Source organism: Streptomyces sp. NRRL S-337, from assembly GCF_000720175.1.
In the GTDB taxonomy this organism is placed as follows: Bacteria; Actinomycetota; Actinomycetes; order Streptomycetales; family Streptomycetaceae; genus Streptomyces; species Streptomyces siderophoricus.
Genome location: NZ_JOIX01000007.1, coordinates 77,500 through 100,427 on the forward strand (window position 1 = coordinate 77,500; position 22,928 = coordinate 100,427).

Annotated in this window: 19 protein-coding genes and 1 riboswitch; of the genes, 7 read left to right on the forward strand and 12 right to left on the reverse strand. The window is 75.5% G+C overall.

Translation table 11 applies throughout. From position 1 onward, the window contains the following. The first annotated feature begins 324 nt into the window (after positions 1-324). On the forward strand, positions 325-1,416 hold the full coding sequence (locus IG62_RS0108300) for an amidohydrolase family protein (RefSeq protein ID WP_030411732.1): 1,092 nt from the start codon (positions 325-327) through the stop codon (positions 1,414-1,416). A 19-nt stretch (positions 1,417-1,435) separates the two neighbouring features. Here the strand turns inward: IG62_RS0108300 and IG62_RS0108305 are convergent, their stop codons facing one another. Further along, positions 1,436-2,359 carry a bile acid:sodium symporter family protein gene (locus IG62_RS0108305; protein WP_051797757.1) on the reverse strand — a complete coding sequence of 308 codons (924 nt, stop codon included), beginning with the start codon at positions 2,357-2,359 and terminating at the stop codon, positions 1,436-1,438. A 392-nt stretch (positions 2,360-2,751) separates the two neighbouring features. Between IG62_RS0108305 and IG62_RS0108310 the strand changes: the two genes are divergently transcribed. Then, positions 2,752-3,765 carry an SCO1860 family LAETG-anchored protein gene (locus IG62_RS0108310; protein WP_051797750.1) on the forward strand — a complete coding sequence of 338 codons (1,014 nt, stop codon included), beginning with the start codon at positions 2,752-2,754 and terminating at the stop codon, positions 3,763-3,765. 176 nt (positions 3,766-3,941) lie between these two features. Here the strand turns inward: IG62_RS0108310 and cobC are convergent, their stop codons facing one another. The 9 genes from cobC to IG62_RS0108355 are packed head-to-tail and all read right to left on the reverse strand — an operon-like array spanning position 3,942 to position 13,975. Next, positions 3,942-5,066 carry an Rv2231c family pyridoxal phosphate-dependent protein CobC gene (gene cobC / locus IG62_RS0108315; RefSeq protein WP_078871881.1) on the reverse strand — a complete coding sequence of 375 codons (1,125 nt, stop codon included), beginning with the start codon at positions 5,064-5,066 and terminating at the stop codon, positions 3,942-3,944. Between the two features lie 2 nt (positions 5,067-5,068). Further along, positions 5,069-5,950, reverse strand: a complete 882-nt coding sequence (locus IG62_RS0108320; protein ID WP_030799274.1) for a sirohydrochlorin chelatase — start codon at positions 5,948-5,950, stop codon at positions 5,069-5,071. Continuing rightward, positions 5,947-6,540 carry a cobalamin biosynthesis protein gene (locus IG62_RS0108325; protein ID WP_063755339.1) on the reverse strand — a complete coding sequence of 198 codons (594 nt, stop codon included), beginning with the start codon at positions 6,538-6,540 and terminating at the stop codon, positions 5,947-5,949. Before IG62_RS0108325 ends, IG62_RS0108320 begins: the two co-directional genes overlap by 4 nt. Next, positions 6,537-7,205, reverse strand: a complete 669-nt coding sequence (locus IG62_RS0108330; RefSeq protein WP_030799277.1) for a VOC family protein — start codon at positions 7,203-7,205, stop codon at positions 6,537-6,539. The genes IG62_RS0108325 and IG62_RS0108330 overlap by 4 nt, the downstream gene beginning before the upstream one ends. Further along, positions 7,202-8,587: a cobyrinate a,c-diamide synthase gene (locus IG62_RS0108335; RefSeq protein ID WP_030799279.1), complete on the reverse strand. Its 1,386-nt coding sequence runs from the start codon at positions 8,585-8,587 to the stop codon at positions 7,202-7,204. The genes IG62_RS0108330 and IG62_RS0108335 overlap by 4 nt, the downstream gene beginning before the upstream one ends. Positions 8,588-8,603: 16 nt before the next feature. Continuing rightward, entirely contained in the window at positions 8,604-9,203 is a 600-nt protein-coding gene (cobO, locus tag IG62_RS0108340; RefSeq protein WP_030411724.1) for a cob(I)yrinic acid a,c-diamide adenosyltransferase, read from the reverse strand. Then, entirely contained in the window at positions 9,203-11,335 is a 2,133-nt protein-coding gene (locus IG62_RS0108345) for a putative cobaltochelatase (protein ID WP_030799282.1), read from the reverse strand. Before IG62_RS0108345 ends, cobO begins: the two co-directional genes overlap by 1 nt. Before the next feature lie 55 nt (positions 11,336-11,390). After that, positions 11,391-12,992 carry a cobyric acid synthase gene (locus IG62_RS0108350; protein WP_030799284.1) on the reverse strand — a complete coding sequence of 534 codons (1,602 nt, stop codon included), beginning with the start codon at positions 12,990-12,992 and terminating at the stop codon, positions 11,391-11,393. After that, positions 12,989-13,975 carry a cobalamin biosynthesis protein gene (locus IG62_RS0108355; protein ID WP_030799287.1) on the reverse strand — a complete coding sequence of 329 codons (987 nt, stop codon included), beginning with the start codon at positions 13,973-13,975 and terminating at the stop codon, positions 12,989-12,991. The genes IG62_RS0108350 and IG62_RS0108355 overlap by 4 nt, the downstream gene beginning before the upstream one ends. 129 nt (positions 13,976-14,104) lie before the next feature. Beyond that, positions 14,105-14,240, reverse strand: a riboswitch (cobalamin riboswitch). A 201-nt stretch (positions 14,241-14,441) separates the two neighbouring features. On the opposite strand from IG62_RS0108355, the gene IG62_RS0108360 reads away from it, so the two are divergent. Genes IG62_RS0108360 through IG62_RS0108370 form a run of 3 tightly spaced genes read left to right on the forward strand, consistent with a single transcriptional unit; the run spans position 14,442 to position 18,951 of the window. After that, positions 14,442-14,867 (forward strand): hypothetical protein, encoded by a 426-nt coding sequence (locus IG62_RS0108360; RefSeq protein ID WP_030799288.1) that lies wholly within the window; start codon positions 14,442-14,444, stop codon positions 14,865-14,867. A 5-nt stretch (positions 14,868-14,872) separates the two neighbouring features. Continuing rightward, positions 14,873-17,536, forward strand: a complete 2,664-nt coding sequence (locus IG62_RS0108365) for a VWA domain-containing protein (RefSeq protein WP_030799290.1) — start codon at positions 14,873-14,875, stop codon at positions 17,534-17,536. Further along, on the forward strand, positions 17,533-18,951 hold the full coding sequence (locus tag IG62_RS0108370) for an extracellular solute-binding protein (protein ID WP_030799292.1): 1,419 nt from the start codon (positions 17,533-17,535) through the stop codon (positions 18,949-18,951). The genes IG62_RS0108365 and IG62_RS0108370 overlap by 4 nt, the downstream gene beginning before the upstream one ends. A gap of 72 nt (positions 18,952-19,023) precedes the next feature. Here the strand turns inward: IG62_RS0108370 and IG62_RS0108375 are convergent, their stop codons facing one another. Beyond that, positions 19,024-19,260 carry a hypothetical protein gene (locus IG62_RS0108375; RefSeq protein WP_030799294.1) on the reverse strand — a complete coding sequence of 79 codons (237 nt, stop codon included), beginning with the start codon at positions 19,258-19,260 and terminating at the stop codon, positions 19,024-19,026. Between the two features lie 22 nt (positions 19,261-19,282). Beyond that, positions 19,283-20,566: an inorganic phosphate transporter gene (locus tag IG62_RS0108380; RefSeq protein WP_030799296.1), complete on the reverse strand. Its 1,284-nt coding sequence runs from the start codon at positions 20,564-20,566 to the stop codon at positions 19,283-19,285. A gap of 379 nt (positions 20,567-20,945) precedes the next feature. Between IG62_RS0108380 and IG62_RS0108385 the strand changes: the two genes are divergently transcribed. Further along, positions 20,946-21,614 (forward strand): class II aldolase/adducin family protein, encoded by a 669-nt coding sequence (locus IG62_RS0108385; RefSeq protein WP_030799299.1) that lies wholly within the window; start codon positions 20,946-20,948, stop codon positions 21,612-21,614. A gap of 125 nt (positions 21,615-21,739) precedes the next feature. After that, positions 21,740-22,867, forward strand: coding sequence for an alpha/beta hydrolase (locus tag IG62_RS0108390; RefSeq protein ID WP_030799300.1), 1,128 nt, complete (start codon positions 21,740-21,742; stop codon positions 22,865-22,867). Positions 22,868-22,928: the final 61 nt, after the last annotated feature.

Below are 22,928 nucleotides of genomic sequence, written 5' to 3' on the forward strand. Positions count from 1 at the left end.
CTGCGGAAAAGCGGGCAGAAGAAGACGGGAAGCTGTACTCGAAGGAATTGGGAATTCGCCACCGGAGACCCTGACGCAAGGCCCGTAAAAAGCTGTGGGACACATCCATGAGAACCGCCGCAAGAACATGCGGCGAGAACGCCCGCGGGGCTTTTTCGGAAACAATGCGGCAATAAACGCCTACACAGCGTCGGCGCCCCCGGGCGGCCGTCCCCACCGCCGTCCCCCGCCCGCCGGCCTTCCCTCCCCGGCCGCCCGGCGACCGCTGTGACCGCCGTCTCCGGCAGGCCCGCCGGGGCGGCCTAGAGTGCCGGTATGACGTCCATGAGTGAAGGTGCGGTGCTGCACCTCAAGGGGAGGGTCCTCGTCGGACCGGACGACGTGCGCGACGAGCTGTGGGTGGTCGGCGGGCGGGTGACCTACGACCGGCCGGCCCTGGCACGCGATGCCACCACCGTGCAGGGCTGGGCGCTGCCCGGGCTGGTCGACGCGCACTGCCACGTGGGCCTGGACGCGCACGGCCCGGTGGACGCCCCCACCAGCGAGAAGCAGGCGCTCACCGACCGTGACGCCGGTACCCTGCTGATCCGGGACGCCGGATCACCCTCCGACACCCGCTGGGTCGACGACCGTGCGGACCTGCCGAAGATCATCCGGGCCGGCCGGCACATCGCCCGCACCAAGCGGTACATCCGCAACTACGCCCATGAGATCGAACCCGAGGACCTGGTCGCCTACGTCGCCCAGGAGGCCCGCCGCGGCGACGGCTGGGTCAAGCTCGTCGGTGACTGGATCGACCGCTCCACGGGGGACCTGGGGGCCTGCTGGCCCAAGGGTGCGGTCGAGGCGGCCATCGCGGAGGCGCACCGCCTGGGCGCCCGGGTGACCGCGCACTGCTTCGCCGAGGAAACCCTCGCCCCGCTCGTCGAGGCCGGCATCGACTGCATCGAGCACGCCACCGGGCTCACCGAGGAGACCATCCCGCTGTTCGCCGAGCGCGGGGTCGCCATCGTCCCCACGCTCGTCAACATCGCCACCTTCCCGCGCCTGGCGGACGCCGGCGCCGGGAAGTTCCCGCGCTGGGCGGACCACATGCGCCGGCTGCACGACCGCCGCTACGACACCGTCCGGGCCGCCTACGACGCCGGGGTGCCGGTCTTCGCCGGCACCGACGCGGGCGGCTCGCTGGCGCACGGCCTGGTCGCCGACGAGGTCGTCGAGCTGACCCGGGCCGGGCTGCCCGCCCGGGCCGCGCTCTCGGCCACCACCTGGGGCGCCCGCGAGTGGCTCGGCCGCCCGGGCCTCACCGAGGGCGCCCCGGCGGACCTGGTGGTCTACGAGAGCGATCCGCGCGAGGACGTCCGGGTGCTGGCGGCGCCGCGCCGGGTCGTGCTGCGCGGCGAGATCGTGGGCTGAGCCACCCCTCGGGGCGGGCCTACCTCCGGCGGGCCATCCAGGCCGCCACCACCGCGCCCGAGACGTTGTGCCACACCGAGAAGACCGCGGCGGGCAGCGCCGCGGCCGGGCTGAAGTGGGCGGTGGCCAGCGAGGCGGCCAGTCCGGAGTTCTGCATACCGACCTCGAAGGCCATCGCCCGGCTCGCCGGCCCGCCCAGCCGGGCCAGGCGGCCCGCGGCGTGCCCCAGCGCCAGCCCGAGGCCGTTGTGCAGCACCACGGCCAGCAGCACCGGCACCGCCGCCTCCTTGATCGCCGGCGCGCTGCCGGAGACCACGACCAGGACGATCACCGCGACGGTCGCCGCGGACAGCCAGGGCAGGGCCCGCAGCAGACGGTCCACGAACCGGCCCGCGACCAGCCGGACCAGCAGGCCCGCCACGACCGGCAGCAGCACCGTCTTCAGGATGTCCGTCACCATGCCCCCGGCGTCCACGGCCAGGAACTGCCCGGCGAGCAGCAGCGTCAGCGCGGGCGTGATCAGCGGCGCGAGCACCGTCGAGACCGTCGCCACCGACACGGACAGCGCGACATCGCCGCGCGCCAGGAACGTCACGACGTTGGACGCGGTCCCGCTGGGCGCGCAGCCGACCAGGATGACCCCGGCCGCGAGCTGCGGTGGCAGGTCCAGCACGGTCGCGATCAGCCAGCCGAGCCCCGGCATGATCACGTAGTGGGCGACCAGGCCCAGCCCCACCGCCCAGGGCCGCCGGGCGACCGCCGCGAAGTCCGGTGGGGTCAGCGTCAGCCCCATCGTGAACATCACCACGCCGAGCAGCCACGGCACCGCGGGCGCCCAGCCGGTGAAGTGCGCCGGCCACAGCAGCCCGACCGCCCCCGCGGCGACCACCAGCAGCGGGAAGATCGTGACCGCACGGCGGGCCGCCCGGTCGGAGGCGGGCAACTCGCCCGGAGGGGCCGCGGCCGGCTGCTCCTGCTGTGCGTCCGGCTGCTGGCTGTTCTGCTCGATCGACACGGCGGCACCCTATCCGGGGTCTTCGTGTACAGGACAACGAGTTCCGGATCCTGGACGCGGGCCCGGATTCGGGCCGGGACCGGGCGAGGTCGGTCAACGGGGATCACCCGAGAGGTGGGGCGGCTGTGACGGGGGAGATGCGGGGTGTCGTAGGAATCGAACCCGCGCGCGGAAACCACCCTTTGGGATGAACTGACCTCACGTGGCTGCCCGTTCACCCTCGGTACGGACACGATGTGCGGGTCGATGTCGCCGGCCCGCGTGATGTCCCCCATTGGCGCGGCCGGCGACTCCATTTCTCTCGTGGGGGTTCCACACACGTGTCCACCAGTCCCGCCCACTCCTCCGGTGCGCCCCGGCGCCTGGCCGCGGCCGTCGTCGCCACCGCGCTCACGGCCGGTCCCGCCGTGCTGCTCGGCGCCGCCCCGGCGCACGCCACCGGAGGGCACGGCCCGGCCCGGGGCAAGGCCGACGCGGTCGTCCTGCGCACCGGCCTGAACGTCGGCCTGCTCGACAAGACGGTCGACGTCCCGCTGAACGCCGTGCTGAACGAGGTGCACGCGCCCGCCTCGGCCGGCAAGACCGCGCTCACCGTGCGGCTCGACGGCATCGACCGGGGCCGCCCGTTCACCGTGCTGCGCGCCGACGCCGCCACCGCCCGCGCCACCACCGGCCGCCGGAAGGCCGAGGGTTACGCCAACCTGCTGCACGCCAAGGTGCAGCTGCCCGGTCTGCCGCTGCTGTCCCTGATCGAGGTCCAGCAGGTCACCGCCAAGGCGGTGTGCGAGGCGGGCCACCGGCCCCGGGCCGAGGCCAACGTCCTCGGCCCCGTCCGTGTCCTCGGCAAGAAGGTCACGCTCACCGCGGGCGGCACGACCGACGTCAAGGTGCCGGGCGTGGGTGACGTACGGCTGGACCTGTCGCGAAAGAGCGTCGCCGGGAAGACCGCCGCGGCCACCGCGCTCCAGCTGAACGTCTCGGTCAACCCGCTCAAGCTCAACGTCGCCGAGGTACACGGCCGGGTCACCCTCGTCCACGCCGGCTGCACCGCCCCGGACGCCACCACCCCGCCCGCACACGGCGGTTCCGGCGGCACGACCGGAGGCAGCACGAGCGGCGGTGGCACCAACGGCGGCGGGGGCGACAAGCCGGCCGGCGGCGGTACCGAGGTCAGCCGGTCCGGTGCCGGGAAGACCGGCCCCGACCTCGCCGAGACCGGCGGCAGTTCGGCCACCCCGTACCTCGCCGGCGGTGCCGCGCTGCTGGTCGCGGCCGGCGCCGGGGCCCTGGTCCTCACCCGCCGGCGCCGCGCCGCCGCCCCGCAGGGCGGCTGACGGCTCCGTACCCCGTGCCGGTGCTGTGGGGGCACCTGCCGCGGGGTACGGCCCGGGGTGTGCCGTACGGACCGGAGGCGGCCCGTACGGCACACCCCACCCCCGCCGGGGTCCGTCGGAAGCGAAGCGTGGTGCGACGGGACCCGGCGGGCCCGCACACCGGCCCGCCGGCCCGGCTAGCCCAGCACCTCGGCCAGCGCCGTCACGAACCGGTCGGTGGTGGCCCGGTCCCGTACCGCCAGCCGCAGCCAGTCGGGCCCCAGACCCGGGAAGGTGTCCCCGCGGCGCACCGCGAAACCCCGCGCCCGCAAGCCCTCCCGCACCCCCGCCGCGCCCGGCAGCCGCAGCAGGACGAACGGACCCGCCGCCGGCCCGGCCACCCGGATCTGCCCGAACTCGCCCAGCCGGGCCAGCAGATGGGCCCGGTCCCGGGCGATCTCCTCGGCCGCCGCGGCCGCCTCCGCCAGCGCCGCCGGCGCACTGCACGCCTCCGCGGCGGCCAGTGCGGGACTCGACACCGGCCACAGCGGCTGGGCCCGCTCCAGGTCCGCCACCATCCCGGGACCGGCCAGGACGTAGCCGATCCGCAGCCCGGCCAGCCCCCACGTCTTGGTCAGCGAGCGCAGCACCACCAGCCCCGGCAGGTCCGTGCGCCCGGCCAGCGACCCCCGCTCACCGGGCACCGCGTCCATGAACGCCTCGTCCACCACCAGCGTCCGCCCGGGCCGCGCCAGCCGGGCCAGCGTGGCCGCCGGGTGCAGCACCGACGTGGGATTGGTGGGATTGCCGACCACGACCAGATCGGCGTCCTCGGGCACCGCGTCCGGATCCAGCCGGAACCCGTCCCGTTCCGAGAGGACCACCCTCTCCACGGCGTGCCCGGCGTCCCGCAACGCCGCCTCCGGTTCGGTGAACTGCGGGTGCACCACCACCGGTCGGCGGGCCCGCACGGTCCGCGCCAGCAGCACGAACGCCTCCGCGGCCCCGGACGTCAGCAGCACCCGCTCCACGGGCAGCCCGTGCCGCACGGCGACCGCCCGGCGTGCCGCCCGGCCGTCCGGATAGGCGGCCAGCGAGTCCAGCGACGCGGTGAGGTGCGCCTTGAGCCACGCCGGGGGAGTGCCGGCCCGGACGTTGACCGCCAGGTCCGTCAACGCCCCGCCGTCGCCCCGCACTTCGGCGTCGCCGTGGTGCCGCAGATCGGGCTCGCCCGCCGGAGCGGGGGAGGGGCCGGCCGGGGCGGGAGCGGGCGCGGCGGGGCCGGAGCCGCGCGGCCGGGCCGCGTCGGTGGGCGCCGGCATGCTCACCGCTCCCCGGCGCCCGCCGCCACCCGCTGCGGGCCGTACGGGTCCCCGTCGTCCGCCGCCCGGCTGCCGGCCGGCAGCGCGCCCCCGGCCACCGCCGCGCGGTAGCGCTCCATGACCACCTCGGCCACCTCGGGCCCGGTGCCGAGCACCTGGGCACCGAACACCTCGATGTCCGGGTGTGCCGCGGCCCAGCCCTCGGTCTGCATCCACAGCCGCTCCACCGGACCGTCGGCGAAGAAGGCGTAGGGCAGGACCACGACCCGGGCCGGACCGGCCGCGCCCGGGACCGGCCCGGCCAGCGCCCGGCAGCGGTCCAGCCCGGCCGGTACGTCCGGCGCGGTCTGCCCCACGAACGCGGTCTCCACGCCCGCGAATCCGCGGCCCTCCCAGAGCAGCCGCGCGGCCCGCGCCACCTCGGCGTTGGCGTGCGGATCGCTCGCCCCGCGCCCCACCAGCAGCACCGTGGTCCGGGCCCGGTCCTGCGGCGTACGGGCGCCGGCGCCCAGCGCCTCCTCCAGCCGCCGCTCCAGCACGTCCAGCAGCCGCGGGTCCGGGCCGGGTGCGGCGGCGCAGACAGGACGCAGGCCCGGGTGCCCGGCGGTCGCGCGCTCCAGCGCCGCGGGCAGGGTCTCGGTCCCCGTACCGGTCGGCGCCAGCAGCAGCGGTACCGCGACGAGTTCGGTCACCCCCCGCCCGGCCAGCCCGTCCACGGCGTCGGCCAGCGGCGCCGGCGAACCCGGGGCGCCGTAGAACCCGCCGGCGACCGGGACCTCGGGGTGCCGCTCGCCGAGCGCGCGCACCAGCGCGCGCAGGGCATCGGCCGCGCCGTCGTCACGGGCGCCGTGACCGGCGATGAGCAGTGCGGGAGGGGTGGTCACGGGGTCTCCTTGCTACCGGTGTCTTCGCCGTCGGGCGCCTTGTCGTCGATGACCGGCCGCCGCCGCTCGGTGCCACGGTGGGGTGGGTCGGGGGAGGTGATGACGATATCGGCACCGGGCGAGGGGGCGGCGGCCGCTCCCTCCCTACCAGCGGTAAGGGCACCGTGGGGCGTTACTGCCGCCAGGGCGAGCGCACAGGTCGCCCGGCCCGCCGGCGACTTCCGCTTGCCGGCGAGCAGTTCGGCACCCGGCCCGGCGGCCAGCAGCGCGGCCGCCTCGGCCACGCTCGCCGTCCCCGCGGCGGCCGCCACCACCGCGGACGGATCCGGCACCGGTACGGCCGCCAGCGCCGCCGCCGGGAACGACCGCAACGGCACCCCCAGCCGCCGCGCCGCCTCCGCCAGTCCGGGCTCGTCCGCCCTCGCCGCCACCGTCGCCAGCGCCAGCACCGGATCCCCGGCACACCCCGCCGCGGTGCGGGCCGCCCCGATCAGCTCCAGGACCTCGGACGCCGGCACCCCGCGGCGCGCCCCCACACCCACCACCAGGGCCGCCGGCCCGCCCCGGACACCGGCCGTCCGGCGGCTCATACCGCGCCGGCCCCCCGCCCGAACTCCACCCGGCCGTACCGCCCTTCCACGACCGCGGTCAGCCGCACGTCCGGCCCGGCGGAGAGTTCACCCGGCCACCGGACGCCGAGCGCCGCCCACTCGGCCCGGGCCGCCGCCGGGTCGGGATGCACCGCCCGCAGCGCGACCAGCGGCACCACCGGGAGCCCGGCGGACGGATGCGGGGTGCTGCCCCAGTCCAGCAGGAACGGCGCCAGCCCGGCGCCGGCCCCCGGCGGCGTCAACTGCCAGGCGAGCCGGCCGCCCTCCGGTGTCCGCCGGGACATCGCCACCGCCTCGCCCGGGTCGTGGCCGCGCGCCCGTGCCGCGGCCACCCGGGCCGCGATACCGGTGACCCGGACCGCCCAGGTGACCAGCCGCGGCCCGGTCAGCGCGTCGATGCCGAACCACCGCGGCCGGTCGGGCGCGGGCTGCTCCGGATCGGGCCCGATGATCTCCAGGTACGCCCCGCCGCCCAGCCCCAGTAGATGGTTGCGGGTCCCGCGGCCCGGATGGCTGCCGCCCGGCACCGGCCGTACGCCGGTCAGCGCGGCCACCTCGGCGACGGTCGCCGCCGGCTCGGGGGTGGCGAGGACGAGATGGTCGAGGACGGCCGGCGGCCCGTCCGCACCGGACCCGCCGGTCACGGGGCGGCCACCGGCGCCCGGCGCGCCGCGCCGGCCACCAGCCGCGCCGCCAGCGACGGTTCCGCCGCCCAGTGCACATGCAGGTACGAGGCGTGCACCCCGCCCGTCACGAAGCCCTCCACCCGCCGCTCCGGATGCGTCAGCCCCCAGGCCGGCCGGTCGCCCGCGCCCGGCTCCAGCACCGTGCGGTGGAACTCGTGGCCGCGCACCCGGGTACCGGCCGCGGCCAGCGCGTTGTCCGCCAGCGCCACCGCCTCCCGGTAGCCCAGCGTGAGGCGTTCGGTCATCCGGGCCTCGGCGGGCAGCACCCCGCACATCGGCTTCCCGTCGATCGCCCGGGACAGGTACAGCAGCCCGGCGCACTCGGCGGACACCGGCGCCCCCGAGGCGGCCAGGTGGGCCACCGCGGCGCGCAGCGGTGCGTTCGCCGACAGGTCCGGCGCGTACACCTCCGGGAAGCCGCCACCGATCACCAGCCCCCGCGTACCGGGCGGCAGTTGCTCGTCCCGCAGTGGATCGAACGGCACCACCTCGGCGCCCGCCGCGGCCAGCAGCTCGGCGTGCTCGGCGTACGAGAACGTGAACGCGGCGCCGCCCGCGACGGCGATCACCGGCCGGTCCCCGGACGCGTCCGCCCGGATCTCCGCCGCCGGGTCCCAGGGCGCGTCCGGCAGCTCAGGCACCGTCCGCGCCAGCGCCAGCAGCGCCGTCAGGTCACAGCCCTCGCGCACCCGCGCGGCCAGCTCCCGCACCGACGCGAGGGCCTCGGCCCGGCGTTCGGCCACCGGCACCAGCCCCAGGTGCCGGGACGGCGTACCGGCCCGGCCGTCCCGCCGCAGCGCACCCAGCACCGGCACGCCGGAGGACTCCATCGCCTCCCGCAGCAGCGCCTCGTGCCGGTCCGAACCGACCTTGTTGAGGATCACCCCGGCCAGCCGCACCTCCGGGTCCCACGACGCGAAGCCGTGCACCAGCGCGGCCACCGACCGGGACTGCGAGGAGGCGTCCACCACCAGCACCACCGGCGCCCGCAGCACCTTCGCCACCTGCGCCGTCGACGACAGCTCGCCCATGCCGGACGCCCCGTCGAACAGCCCCATCACGCCCTCGACGACCGCCAGGTCCGCGCCCGCCGCACCGTGCAGGAACAGCGGCGCGATCCGGTCCGGACCGCACAGGTACGCGTCCAGATTGCGGCCCGGCCGGCCGGTCGCCAGGGAGTGGTAGCCCGGATCGATGTAGTCCGGGCCCACCTTGTGCGGCGAGACCGCGAGCCCCGCCTCGGCGAACGCCGCCATCAGACCGGTGGCCACGGTGGTCTTCCCGGCCCCGGACGACGGTGCGGCGATCACCAGCCGGGGAACGGCGCCCGGGCCGCTCATGCTGCACCCACCTTGCTCACCACTCGATGCCCCGCTGGCCCTTCTGGCCCGCGTCCATCGGGTGCTTGACCTTCGTCATGTCGGTGACCAGGTCGGCCACGTCGCACAGCGCCTGCGGGGCGTTCCGGCCGGTGATCACCACGTGCTGGGTGCCGGGCCGGTCGCGCAGCACCGAGACCACCTCGTCGGTGTCCACCCAGCCCCAGTGCAGCGGGTAGGCGAACTCGTCGAGGACGTACAGCTTGTAGGTCTCCGCGGCCAGGTCCCGCTTGACCTGCTCCCAGCCCTCGCGGGCCGCCTCCTCGTTGCTGAACTGCGAGTCGCGCTGCACCCACGACCAGCCCTCGCCCATCTTGTGCCAGGCGACCGTGCCGCCCTCACCGGAGTCGCCGAGCACCCGCAGCGCCCGCTCCTCGCCGACCTTCCACTTCGCCGACTTCACGAACTGGAACACCCCGACCGGCCAGCCCTGGTTCCAGGCCCGCATCGCCAGCCCGAAGGCGGCGGTCGACTTGCCCTTGCCCAGACCCGTGTGGACCAGCACCAGCGGCCGGTTGCGGCGCTGGCGGGTGGTCAGCCCGTCATTCGGTACGACGGACGGTTGTCCCTGAGGCATTACGCGGCCTTCCTGTTGCCGTGAACGGTCCTTGTGCCCTGAACGGTCCGTACGAGCGCGGAGACGCTGTCCGCGCGCAGTGCGTCGAGGGTGACGGCGGTGCCGGCGAGGTCCCGGGCCAGCTCACCGGCCAGGCCCAGCCGTACCACCCCGGCCTCGCAGTCCACGACGACCGAGGCGGTGCCGTCGGCGGCCAGCAGCCGCGCCGCGCGGGCGGCCCGGATGCGCGGCTCGGGGCCGCCGGTGGCCCGCCCGTCGGTGACGACGACCAGCAGCGGGCGGCGCGCGGGGTCCCGCATCCGCTCGACCCGCAGCACGTCGTGCGCCGCGAGCAGCCCCTCGGCCAGCGGGGTGCGGCCCCCGGTGGGCAGCGACGCGAGCCGCGCCGCACCGGCCTCGACCGACGACGTCGGGGGCAGCGCGACCTCGGCGCCGGCGCCCCGGAACGTGATCATGCCGATCTTGTCGCGCCGCTGGTAGGCGTCGAGCAGCAGCGAGAGCACCGCGCCCTTGACCGCGCTCATCCGCTTGCGCGCCGCCATCGAGCCGGAGGCGTCCACGACGAACAGGACCAGATTGCCCTCCCGCCCCTCGCGCACCGCCTCGCGCAGATCGTCCCGGCGCACCAGCAGACCGGTGCCGTGCCGACCGCGCGCCTTCTGGTGGGGCGCCGCGGCCTGCACCGTGGCCGCCAGATGCAGCTTGCCCAGCGTGCCCTGAGGACGGCGGGCCCCGGTCGTCCGGCCGTGTGCGGTACGGGCCCGGGAGCGGCGGCCGTCGGCGCCCTCGCCCAGCCCCGGCACGTCCAGCCGCCGGGCCTTGAACGGCTCGTCGGCCGCCACCGCCGGCTTCTCCGCGGCCGCACCGCCCTGCGGCTGCGGCCGGGCCCCGGCCTCGTCCCCGGACGTCCCGGGCGCGGATTCGGGCGCCTGCGGGGTCTCCTGCTCACGCTGCTGCGGCAGTCCGTCCCCCGGCGGCACCGACGTCTCCTCGGGGCCGCCCTCCTGCGGGCCGCCCTCCTGCGGCGGCAGCCCGCCGCCCGGACCTCCGCCGTCCGGACCGTCCGGCTCCGGATCGTCCCCGCCGTCCGCCGGGTCGTCCTGCCTGGCGAACTCCTCCAGCGTCCGGTCGAGCTTGTCCTCGTCCAGGCCGGGGGCGTCGAAGGGCGCCCGGCGCCGGCGGTGCGGCAGGGCCAGCAGCGCCGCCTGCCGCACGTCCTCCTCCGCGACCTCCGTCCGCCCGGCCCACGCGGCCAGCGCGGTGGCGGTCCGCGCCATCACGATGTCCGCGCGCATGCCGTCCACCTCGAACGCGGCACAGGTCGCCGCGATCTGCCGCAGCGCCGCGTCGCCCAGCGTCACCTTTGGCAGCAACTCCCGTGCCACGGCGATCCGTTGCCGCAGCGCATCCTCCTCGGCCGCCCAGCGCGCCACGAACCCGGCCGGATCGGCGTCGTACGCGAGCCGCCGCCGGACCACCTCCACCCGCTGCGCCGGCTCCCGGGAGGCCGCGACCTCGACCGTCAGCCCGAACCGGTCCAGCAACTGCGGCCGCAGCTCGCCCTCTTCGGGGTTCATGGTCCCGACGAGCAGGAAACGGGAGGCGTGCCGGACGGAGACGCCCTCGCGCTCCACGTAGGAGGCGCCCATGGCCGCGGCGTCCAACAAGAGGTCGACCAGGTGGTCATGGAGCAGGTTCACCTCGTCCACGTACAGGATGCCGCGGTGCGCGTCCGCCAGCAGGCCCGGCTCGAAGGCCTTCACGCCCTCCGACAGGGCCCGTTCGATGTCCAGGGCGCCCACGAGGCGGTCCTCGGAGGCGCCGACCGGCAGCTCCACCATCCGCGTCGGACGGCTCTCGGCGGCACCGGACCCGTGCGGCCCGTCGGGACAGCCGGGGTCGGGCGCGGTGGGGGCGCAGGCGAAGCGGCAACCGGCCACCACGTCCACGGCCGGCATCAGCGCCGACAGGGCGCGTACCGCGGTGGACTTCGCGGTGCCCTTCTCGCCGCGGACCAGTACCCCGCCCACCGCCGGGCTCACCGCGTTCAGCAGCAGCGCCAGCCGCAGGTCGTCCATGCCGACGACCGCGGTGAAGGGGTACTGCGGGGTGGTGTTGTGCGCGCTCGTCATGCTGTGTCGTCCTCCACGTCGCCGGCCGGCCCGGATCCCGTCCCTTGCGTACCCCTCATGGCGCCCCCGGAGGCACGAACGGCAGCCCCTCCGGCACCCCCTTCTCGATCAGCCGCAGCAGCGCCCCGGTGTCCGCGTGCTCCTCGATCAGATCGCCCAGCCGGTCCAGCTGCTCCTCGCGCAGCGCGCCGAAGCGGGTGTCCGGGGCCGGTACGAACGCCCGCCCGGCGTCCGTCGCCACCCGCCGCAGGAAGGCCCGGCGGAAGGCGTCGCTCTCCAGCGAACCGTGCCAGTGCGTGCCCCATACGGAGCCGACCCGGCAGCCGTCGAGAGCCTTCCCCCGGCCGTCGGTCATGAACGCCTCGTCCCCGCCCGTCACTTCGGCGACGCCGTGGTGGATCTCGTAGCCCTCCACCGGCTCGCCGAGCGCCTCGCCCAGCGGCCGGGCGAGCGTCTTCTCCACCGCGAAACGGACCCGTACGGGCAGCAGCCCGAGGCCCTCGACGGCGCCCGCCTTCGACTCGACCTCGTCGTCGATGTGCTCGCCGAGCAGCTGGTAGCCGCCGCAGATGCCCAGCACCGGGCGGCCCTCGGCGGCCCGCCGGGCGACCGCGTCCGCCAGCCCGCGCTCGCGCAGCCAGGCCAGGGCGCGCACCGTGCCGCGGGTGCCCGGCAGCACCACCAGGTCCGCGTCGGCCAGTTCCTCCGGCCGGTCCACGAACCGCACCACCACGCCCGGTTCGGCGGCCAGCGCGTCCACGTCGGTGAAGTTCGACATCAACGGGACGGCGCAGACCGCCACCCGCAGCACGTCTGCGCCGTGCGGCGGGGCCACCACGCTCTCCCGTACCGCGCCGCGCAGCGACACCCGGAGGCCGTCCTCCTCGTCGATGCCCAGGCCGTGCGCGTACGGCAGCACGCCCAGCGTCGGCCGCCCGGTCAGCTGCCGCAGCATGTCCAGGCCGGGCTCCAGCAGCGTCACATCGCCCCGGAACTTGTTGACGAGGTACCCCGCGACCAGCGCCTGGTCCTCCTTCGACAGCAGCGCCGTGGTGCCGAAGAAGGACGCGAAGACCCCGCCGCGGTCGATGTCACCGACCACCACGACCGGTATCCGGGCGGCCCGGGCGATGCCCATGTTCACGATGTCCGTGCGCCGCAGATTGATCTCGGCGGGGCTGCCCGCGCCCTCGCAGATGACGGCGTCGTGCGTACGGCGCAGTTCGGCGAGGCAGTCGGTGACCGTCCCCAGCAACTGCTCCCGCCCGCCCGCGTACTGCGTCTCCCCGGGGGACGACCCCCCGGGCCCCCCGAAATACCCGCGCGCGCTCAGCTCACCCACCGGCTTGCCCAGCAGCACCACCTGGCTGCTGCGGTCGCCGCCGGGCTTGAGCAGCACGGGGTTCATCAGCGCGGTCGGTTCGACCCGGGCCGCGGCGGCCTGCATCGCCTGCGCCCGGCCGATCTCCGCGCCCTCCCGGGTGACGAACGAATTGAGCGACATGTTCTGCGCCTTGAAGGGCGCCACCTTCACGCCCTGCCGGACCAGCCAGCGGCAGATCCCCGCCGTCACCACGCTCTTGCCCGCGTCGGACGTCGTACCGGCCACCAGCAGCCCGCCGCCGAGCCCCCCGGCCCTCCCGCCTTGCCCGTTCACCGGCGCTTCCTCCCGTTCGTGCCCCTGCCGCCTGCGATCCCGTGCCGCACCGCGCCCACCGTCAGCCGTCCCGCCACCGTCGCCACCAGCGCCAGCGCGCTCACCCGCCGCGACAGCCGCACCGCCCGCTCGATGTCCGCCACCTCGGGCGGCCGCCCCGCGCCGTTGAGCACCGGACGGTGCTCCACCCGTCCGCCGTACGCCAGCGTGCCGCCCAGCCGCACGCCCAGCGCGCCCGCGAACGACGCCTCCACCGGGCCGGCGTTGGGGCTCGGGTGCGCCCCGCCGTCCGCCCGCCAGGCCGCGAGCGCACCGCGCCGGCCGGGGCCCGCGAGCACGGTCAGCGCGGCGGTCAGCCGGGAGCCCGGCCAGCCGGCGACGTCGTCGAGCCGGGCCGCGGCCCAGCCGAACCGCCGGTAGCGCGCGGACTTGTGACCCACCATCGCGTCCAGGGTGTTCACCGCCCGGAACGCCACCAGACCGGGCACCCCGCCGAACGCGCCCCACACCAGGGCGCCCACCACCGCGTCCGAGGTGTTCTCGGCCACCGACTCCACCACCGCGCGGGCCATCTGCGGTCCGTCCAGCGCCTCGGGATCGCGGCCGCACAGATGCGGCAGCCGCTCCCGCGCCACGTCCAGATCGCCCGCTTCCAGCGCACCGCCGACAGCCCGCGCCTCCCGGCCCAGCGAGGTGCCGCCCAGCACCGCCCAGACGGTGGCCGCGGTCAGCGCCACCCGTGCGCCGCGGCGGTGCCGTACGGCCCGCTCCAGCAGCGCCGCGCCGGCCGCCGCACCGCCCGCGCACAGCACGGCGTGGGCCGCGCCGCGGCCCCGGTGGTCGCGCCACAGCCGGCGCTCGACGGCGGCGGCGGCCCGGCCGAACGCGGCCACCGGATGGCCGCGCCGCGGGTCCGCCGCGATCAGGTCGCCGAGAAAGCCGAGAGCCGCGCCGCACGCATATCCCGCGTGTTCGCCGCGCATCGGATCAGGCCGCCGTCGGTCCTCGAAGGGGCCCTGCGGCAGCGGGCAGTGGGGGTCGGGGCGGGCGGCCGGGCATGGCGGTATGTCCTCACTCAGGGTCCTCGCCCTGGCTCGACGTGACGGCGACCAGAGTCTCCTGGCTCCCGGATCGGCGTGTCCCCCGGCCTTCCCGCCCGTACGTCGGTACGGACCGTGGCCCTCGTCGGAGGAACGCTCCCCGGTGACAGTGGCGGGACCGCGCCGGATTCTCACCGGACTTCCTCATCTGTCGCCGATTGGCCCCGGCAGTCCACCACGGTCCGCGAGGCCCGTCAACTCGCCCTTGACCTGCGACGCTGCCCCACGGCAGGCCTTGTGGCGCACGCCACAGGGTGGTGGTGGCGTCACGGACGGTTGCCCCCGTCCCTGATTCCACGTCACTATCTGGTGCACGGTGGCGAAGGGGCCGCCGGAAGGGGGCTGGGGGATGCCGGAGCATGTCGACCATCACGAGGACCGTCAGGAGATCCGCCTCAGGGTCACCGGGACGGACAATCCGCAGCAGGACCTCGACGACCTCCGGGCCTGGCTGGAGCACGAACCCTGGCTGAGCCGCCGGGAACACACCTGGGAACACCGGCCGCAGCCCCCGCACCTCACGGACGACGGGGACGAACCGGGCCCCGCCGACATGGCCGTGGGCGTGGACGACCTGATCCTGGTCATCGTCGGCGCGATCGCCACCGAGGTCACCAAGGGAATGAGCATCGCGGTGCGGGAATGGCTGCGGCGCCGCAGGGAGGAGCGCGCCGCCGGCGAGGAACCCGCCGTCGAGGTCGTCGGCGACGGCGGCCCCGCACGCCCCGATCCCGGCAACCCGGCGCACGAGAGTGGCAGCACCGGCGAGGACTGACCCGGATGTCCGAATACGACGCGCGGGGAAAGCTCAACCGGGCGCTGCTGATCGGTGTCCACGACTACGCGACGCTCACGCGCCTGCCCGCGGTGGAGGACAACATCGCCGAGCTGAGCCGCGCGCTGACCGCCACGGACCTGTTCACCGCCGACGAGATCAAGCCCTGCCGGCCGACCGAACCCGAGGAGCTGAGCCAGGCGCTCAAGACCGCCGCCGGCGAGGCCCGCGGACTGCTGCTGGTGTACTTCTCCGGCCACGGCTGGGTCGGCAGCGACGGCGGCGACCTGCAGCTGATGGTCGGCGGCTCGGTGCCCCGGCAGAGCCACACCACCGTCTCCTGGCAGGACGCGGTGCTCTCCTGCCTCGACAGCGCCCGCGCCGAACGCGTCGTCATCGTCCTGGAGTGCTGCTACGCGGGCAACGCCGGCGGCGCCTTCCACTCCCACCGCAAGCCCATGTCGCTGCTGATGGCCGCCCAGCCCAACCGCCGGATCTTCAGCGGCGAGGAACCGGCCGGCGGCACCCTCTTCACCCGCGCCCTGGTGCAGATCGTCGAAAATGGCATCCCCGGCCGCCGGTTCGTCACCTTCGAGGACCTCGTACGGGAGCTGCGGGTCCGGCTCGCCGGGGAGCGGACGCCGATGGGCGACGTGTGGGAGCCCCGGTCGGCGAAGCAGAACACCGTCGACGACGTCGTGCTGTCCTTCGCCACCCCCGAGGCGCGGCTGCCGACCCCGCCGCGGGTCCGCTTACGCCGCCTGTTCAACCAGCACGTCCGGCCCCGCCTGAAGCTGCTGCTCGCCCTCGTCACCGCCCTCGCGCTGATCGCCACCGGACTCGTCGTCCGCCAGCTGCTGCAGCCGCTGCCCAACTGCCCGCCCGCCCTCGAACTGCGGCTGCTCACCGCGCCGGAGGCCGAACCGACCCTGCGCCAGGCCGCGTTCGACTACGAGATGTCCGAGGCCAACACCCGCCCGCTGCAGGGCGAGGGCGACCTCCCGGCGGGCTGCCGGCGCGCCCAGATCACCGTCTACTCCGCCGCCAAGGACCAGATCGACCAGGGCTTCGCCGCCGCCGTCCGCTGGCAGGGCGAGGCCCTGGGCACCGGCCAGGGACAGCAGGACGACAAGGGCACCGACCCGCTCTACCGGCCCGGCCCGCAACCCGACCTGTGGATCCCCGAATCCACCGCCGACTACGAGGAGGCCCGCCGCGGCATGCCCCCCGCGGGCTCCCCGGCGACCCTGCACAACACCGGCCCGGTCGCCTACAGCCCGCTGGTCGTCGGCATCCCCGCCGGCAAGCGGCCGGCCGACGTCGAGAGGGTGGGCGCCTCCTGGCAGGACCTGCTCACCGGCACCGACAGCGGCCACCAGGACCTCAAACTGCTGCGTCCCAGCCCGGTGCTGTCCGGCACCGGCCTGCTGCACACCATCGGCCTCTACCTCGCCAACGACGGCTCGCACATCGGCTCCGCCGGCTCCCCGGACCCGGCCCTCGCCGAGGGCGCCGAGCAGCGGCTGTCCGCCCCGGGCAGCCAGTACGCGGACAGCACCGAGCTGCTGTGCTCCCTGCGCCCGGCCACCGGTCCCGACACCGTCGCCACCGCCACCGGCCAGGCCCCCGCCGGCCGGGACGACCGCTCGGCGCCGCTGGTCTCCGAGAAGTCCCTGGCCGACTACAACCTCGGCCGGGCGATCGGCAGTTGCCCCGCCCTGGGCGGCCCGCTCGCCCCGGACGACCGCTACGTCGCGTACTACCCCAAGAACGTCCCGGCGCTCGACCACCCGCTGATCCGCGTCGACTGGCGCGGCGCCACGGACGCCACCGCACGGCAGGCCGCGGTCGACCGCTTCGCCGACTGGCTGCGCGCCCCGGACGGCGGCCGGCCGGTCCTCACCGCGCAGGGCTACCGCCCGGTCCCCGGCAAGGACGGCACGGACCCCGCGCCGCCGCCGGGCTCCCCGCTGCGCAGCAGCCGCGCCAACGCCGACCTCGACGCCCCCGTCATCCCCTTCACGGCCGGCACCGACCAGGTCGCCCGGGTGCTCGACGGCTACGACAGGGCGCAGAAGCCCAGCCGGCTGCTCCTCCTCATGGACACCTCCACCTCGATGGCCGACGACGGCAAGCTCCCGGTCGCCCTCGGCGCTGCGGGCCGCGCCCTGGAGATGGTCGGCGCCCGCCACACCTACGGCCTGTGGACCTTCCCCGACCGCGCGCACCCCGGCGATCCGGACGCGGTGCGCCGGGTCGTCCGCCTGGGCACGGTCGATCCGGCGCCCGGCAAGGCCGCCCTGGACCGGATCGCCAAGGGCGACCTCGTCGACCACGGCGCCGCGATGGAGGAGGCGCTGACCGCCGCCGTACGGGAGATGAAGAAGTCGTCCGGCAGCAACCAGGCCATCGTGCTGATCATGGACGAGGACGACGGCAGGCTGCGGCGCGCGGCGGGCGTCGAGCAGCGGCTGACCGCGCTGCTGAAGGAGAAGCCCGCGGTGCCGGTGCTGACGCTGGTGCTGGGCAAGGCCGGCTGCGACACCTTCGTCCTCCAGGGACTGGCCGGTGCGTCCCGGGGACAGTGCGTGCCCGGCGGCCCGCAGGCGCCCGATCTGCTCGCCGGTCTGATCGCGTCCATCGGTACCGCGGGCAAGGAGGACCGGTGAGGAGCCCCCGTACCACCTGGCCGGCCGCCGCGCTCGCCCTGACGCTGACCGCGGCGGTCTCCGGTTGCACCGCTGGCCCCGGGCCCGGCCCCGAGAAGGGCCCGATCGTCCTGGCCACCGGCAGCGACCTCAGCAGCACCGGCGTCCGCCAGGCCCTCATCCGGGCCTTCGAGCGGCGCACCGGCCGTTCGGTGCGGATCGTCAAGCTGCCGGACACCGCCGACGGCCAGCGCAGCCAGCTGCTGGCCGCCGGCCAGTCCGGCAGCGGCGCCTACGACGTGCTCAATCTCGACGTGGCCTGGACCGCCGAGTTCGCCGAGGCGGGCGTCATCCGCCCCTGGGGCACGAGCCTGGACGGCGACTTCCTCGACAGCGTGGTCAAGACCGTCGAGTACGACGACAAGGTCTGGGCCGTCCCCTTCAACACCGACGCCGGCCTGCTCTACTACCGCAAGGACATCCTCGCCAAGTACGGCCACCATCCTCAACCACCCAGCAACTGGGGTCAGTTGAAGGATCTCGCCACCGCGGTCACCGCTGCGTACAACCGCGAGCTCGCCCGCACGGCCGAGGACGGCAAGGTCCCCGAGGACAAGAAGATGTACGGCATGGTCGCCCAGCTGCGGCCCTACGAGGGCCTGACCGTCAACACCCTGGAGTCCGCCTGGGCCAACGGCGGCGACCCGGACGCCGCCAGCTTCACCAAGGGCGAGCAGGTCGGCGCCCTCCAGCTGGGCGTCGCGGACCTCAAGGACCGGCTGGACACGATCATGCCGCACGCGGCCGTGACGATGGACGAGACGGAGAGCCGCCGCTGGTTCGCCGACGGCCGGGCGCTGTTCATGCGCAACTGGCCGGTGGAGTACGCCTCGGTCGCCGAGAAGCTCACCCCCGGCGTGAAGTTCGACGTCGCCGAGCTGCCGGCCCGGCCCGCCGACGGCAAGCGGATGTCCGTCCTGGGCGGGCAGAACCTGGCGATCTCCGCCGGCAGCAAGCGGCCGGAGGGGGCCCGCGCGCTGATCGAGGCGCTCACCGGCCCGGCAAGTGAACGCTGTCTGCTGGAACGGGGGTTCGCGGCCACCCGCGACTCGGCGTACCGGGAGGCGGGCAAGGCGCCGGTCTGCCCGCTGCCGCCCGAGCACGGCGAGCACGGCGAGCACGGTGCCACCGGGCAGCCCTGGCCCGGTCAGCAGCCGCCGTACACCAGGACGCTGTACGCGGCGCTGCTGGCGGCCGAACCGCGCCCGCGCAGCGCCCACTACCAGACCTTCAGCAAGGTCGTGCAGATCCGGGTCTCGGAGTACCTGGGCAGCCCCGGCGGTACCGCCATCGCCGACGAGCTGGCCCGCGAGGCCGACGAGGCGCTCAGCGGGCGGGGCGCGCAACGGACGAGGCGCCCGGCCGAGGACGGCTGATGCCGCCTTCCGCCGGGCGCCTCGCGCCGTCGGTCCGGTCGTCGTGTGCCTTGCCCGCCGCCGTCGGCGGGGTCAGGCGGCGACGATCAGGTAGATGCCGCAGGCCACGGCCGCCGCGCACAGGGCGAAGGCGACCAGCGCGCCGGTCCGCGCGCCCGCCCCGGGCGCGGTCGCGGCAGCTGCCTCGCCCTCCCGGACCGGCTTGCGGGAGGTGCCGACGATGCCGACGGTGAAGAGGCCCACCAGGCCGACCGTCACCACGAGGGTGACGCCGAAGACCTGGCCGAGAGCTGCCCAGTCGATGGTCATGGGGTTCCTTGGGTGAGAGCCGTTAGCGGGTGACCGTCGCGGCCTGGGCGCGCGGGGCGGGGGTGGTCGGGGTGTCGGTGGCGACGGACCGGTCCGGCACCACGGCGTCGGCCGGGGCGTCGACCGGCGGGACCGGGTGGCCGGCCGGGGGAGGGGAGACGGCGCGCAGCGCGGCGGTCACCACGCCCACCGGTTCGGCGGCCGGGCCCTCGTTGACGTTGGTGTGGTCGATCGGCTTGCGCCGGGAGGCGGCCCAGATGGCACCGCAGACGCCCAGTGCGAGGACCGCCACCGCGCCCACGCCCCAGGTGCCCTGACCGGCCAGGAACGCGGCGCCCGCGGCGACCGCACCGGCGGCCGGCAGCGTCAGGGCCCAGGCGGCGACCATCCGGCCGGCCGTGGACCAGCGCACCACGCCGCCCTTGCGGCCCAGGCCGGAGCCCATCACGGAGCCGGAGCAGACCTGGGTGGTGGAGAGCGCGAAGCCGAGGTGGGAGGAGGCCAGGATGGTGGCCGCGGCGCCGGTCTGGGCGGCGAAGCCCTGCGGCGGCTGGATGTCGGTGATGCCCTTGCCCATCGTGCGGATGATCCGCCAGCCGCCCAGGTACGTGCCGAGCGCGATGGCCAGGCCGGCCGAGGCGATGACCCACAGCGGCGGGTCGGCGTGCGGGGCGACGACCCCGCCGGTGATCAGCGCGAGGGTGATCACGCCCATGGTCTTCTGGGCGTCGTTGGTGCCGTGGGCGAGGGAGACCAGGGCGGCCGAGGCGATCTGCCCGGCGCGGTAGCCCTTGGCGGTGTCGGCCTCGTCGCGGCCGCGGGTCAGGCGGTAGGTGAGCCGGGTCGCCGCCATCGAGGCCAGGCCCGCGACGAACGGGGCGGCCACCGCCGGGATCAGGACCTTCATCACCACGGCCTCGCCGTGCACACCGTGGGTGCCGACGGACACCAGGGTGGCGCCGATGAGGCCGCCGAAGAGTGCGTGGGAGGAACTGGAGGGCAGGCCCGCGAGCCAGGTGACCAGGTTCCAGACGATCGCGCCGACCAGGCCGGCGAAGATCACCTCCGGTCTGATGCCGGAGGCTTCGTCGATGATGCCGCCGGAGATGGTCTTGGCCACCTCGACGGAGAGGAACGCGCCGACAAGATTGAGCACTGCCGACATCGCCACCGCGGTCTTGGGTCGCAATGCCCCGGTGGAAATGGTGGTGGCCATTGCGTTGGCCGTGTCGTGGAAGCCGTTCGTAAAGTCGAACACCAAGGCCGTGACGATCACGATCCCGATGAGAAGCGTGATGTGTTCCATTCACCCAGGCAATCAGTTCGAAGGTCAGTGTCGCTCGGAACGTACGGAGGGTGGGTGAACGGAAGGTGAACTGGGCCGGGCGCGATGATGACGCCCCCGCACTGTTCACGCGTAGGCGCCTCCCCTGTCACTTTCGTCTCACCCATCGGTGAACTTCCTGGGCTACGCCGGTCCGCAGCCGGTCGTGACGTGCATGACAAGGCGAACGTAACGGATCGGTCGCCCAAGACGGTCGATCCCCGGCCAAACCACCTCGATCCCGCAGGTATCCCCATATGGCGGATACCGCTCCGGCGGGCCCCCGCCGTACCCTTCCCCGGCCTGCTCGTACGGTGGCGCGCACTGAATCCGCACTCGCCGCACCGCGCCGGAGGACCCCATGAAGGACCGTCCCGACCCGCTCGCCGCCGCCTGGAGCGACCTGGTCGACACCGCCCGCAGAACCGTCGCCGACGGCCTGGTCGTCGGCACCTCGGGCAACGTCTCGTGCCGCCTGAAGGACCTGATCCTGGTCACCCCCAGCGGCGTCCCCTACGACCGGCTCGGCCCCCGCGACACCACCGCCGTCGACCTCGAAGGACGGCAGATCATCGGCAGCCTCCGGCCGACCAGCGAGCTCCCGATGCACCTGGCGGTCTACCGCAGCACCCCGGCCGCCGCCGTCGTCCACACCCACGCCCCGCACGCCACCGCCGTCTCCACCCTCGTCCCCGAACTCCCACCGGTCCACTACATGGCCGCGGCGCTCGGCGGCCCCGTCCGCGTCGCCCCCTACGCGCTCTACGGCAGCGACGAGCTCGCCGGCCACATGCTGGAGGCGCTCCGCGACCGCACCGGCTGCCTGCTGCAGAACCACGGCACCCTCACCTACGGCGACAGCCTCGACCAGGCCCTGGACCGCACCGCCCAGCTGGAGTGGATGTCCCGGGTCTGGCTGCTCGCCCACTCCGTGCCCGGCCGGACGCCGGCCGTGCTGTCCCCCGGCCAGCTCGACGCGGCCGGCACCCGCCTGAGCGGCTACGGCCAGCCCAACGGCGCCCGCGGCTGACCGCACCCGGAAGACCGACCGCACCGGGGACGGCGGCCCGCACGGCCGGGCGGCCGCCGTCCCGCCGGTCACCCCGGCGACGTGGCCGAGTGGCCGCACCCGGCGCCGCCGCCCACACTGAGGGGGTGCGTCCGGGTACCGCGGCGGCCGTTGCCGTCCTCACCGTGGCCGGTGCCGGGGCGGCCGCCGTGGCGGTCGGCCGGTACGCCGGCGACATTGCCCTGAAACCATCGCCCGACCACCCCCTCCCGGGGGACTCCCGGCTCACCGTGCACTCCGCCGGCGCGGAGCGGATCGCCCTCACCCGCAGCTTCGCGTCCCTGCGGCCGGGAACCTACGGCCTGACCGGCGCCGGCTGCCACGCGGAGGTCGGCTCGGTCGTCCAGGGTGCCCCGCACCCCGCCGACGCCGTCGTCCGCCGCCTGGAGCGGGTCACCCACGGCACCCTGCGGCCCGGCATGCGGATGCGGCTCACCCCGCAGGTGCACAGCGGCAACCCCCGCGACGCCCTCGGCCTGGACTGCGCCGACGTCGACGTCCCCGGCGAACTCGGGCCGCTCCCCGCCTGGTTCGTCCCCGGCGTACGCGACACCTGGGTCATCACCGCGCACGGCCTGGGCACCACCCGCGAACACCCCATGGTGGTCATGCCGTTCCTGCACCGCCACCGGCTGCCCGTCCTCGACCTGGCCTACCGCAACGACCCGGGCGCCCCGCGCACCACCGACGGCATCAATCACCTCGGCGACAGCGAATGGCGCGACCTGGACGCGGCGATCCGCTACGCCGTCCGCTACGGCGCCCGCGACGTCGTCCTCCACGGCTGGTCCGTCGGCGCCACCATGGCGCTGCGCGCCGCCACCCACTCCGCGCTGCGCGACCGGATCAGCGGACTGATCCTGGACTCGCCGGTCCTGGACCGGCACACCACCGTCCGCGCGCTGGCCGCCGCCCGGGGGGTCCCGCGCGCCCTGCTGCCGCTCGTCGTCCGGGCCGCCGAGGGCGTCACCGGGATGCCCGTCCACCGGCCCGCCGACGCCGCGGACCCGGCCGCGCTCAACGCGCCCACGCTGATCTTCCACGGCCCCGACGACCGGATCGCCCCCTGGGCGGCCTCCCGCGCCTTCGCCGCCCGCCGCCCCGACCTGGTCACCCTGCACGCCGTCCCGCACGCCCCGCACGCCGCGATGTGGAACGCCGACCCGGCCGGCTACGAGGAGGCGCTGCGCCGCTTCCTCACCCCCCTCATGTGACGCCCCGGCATACGCAGGGACAACTCCCCCCATCCCGGATGGGGCGGCGCGATGACGGCGC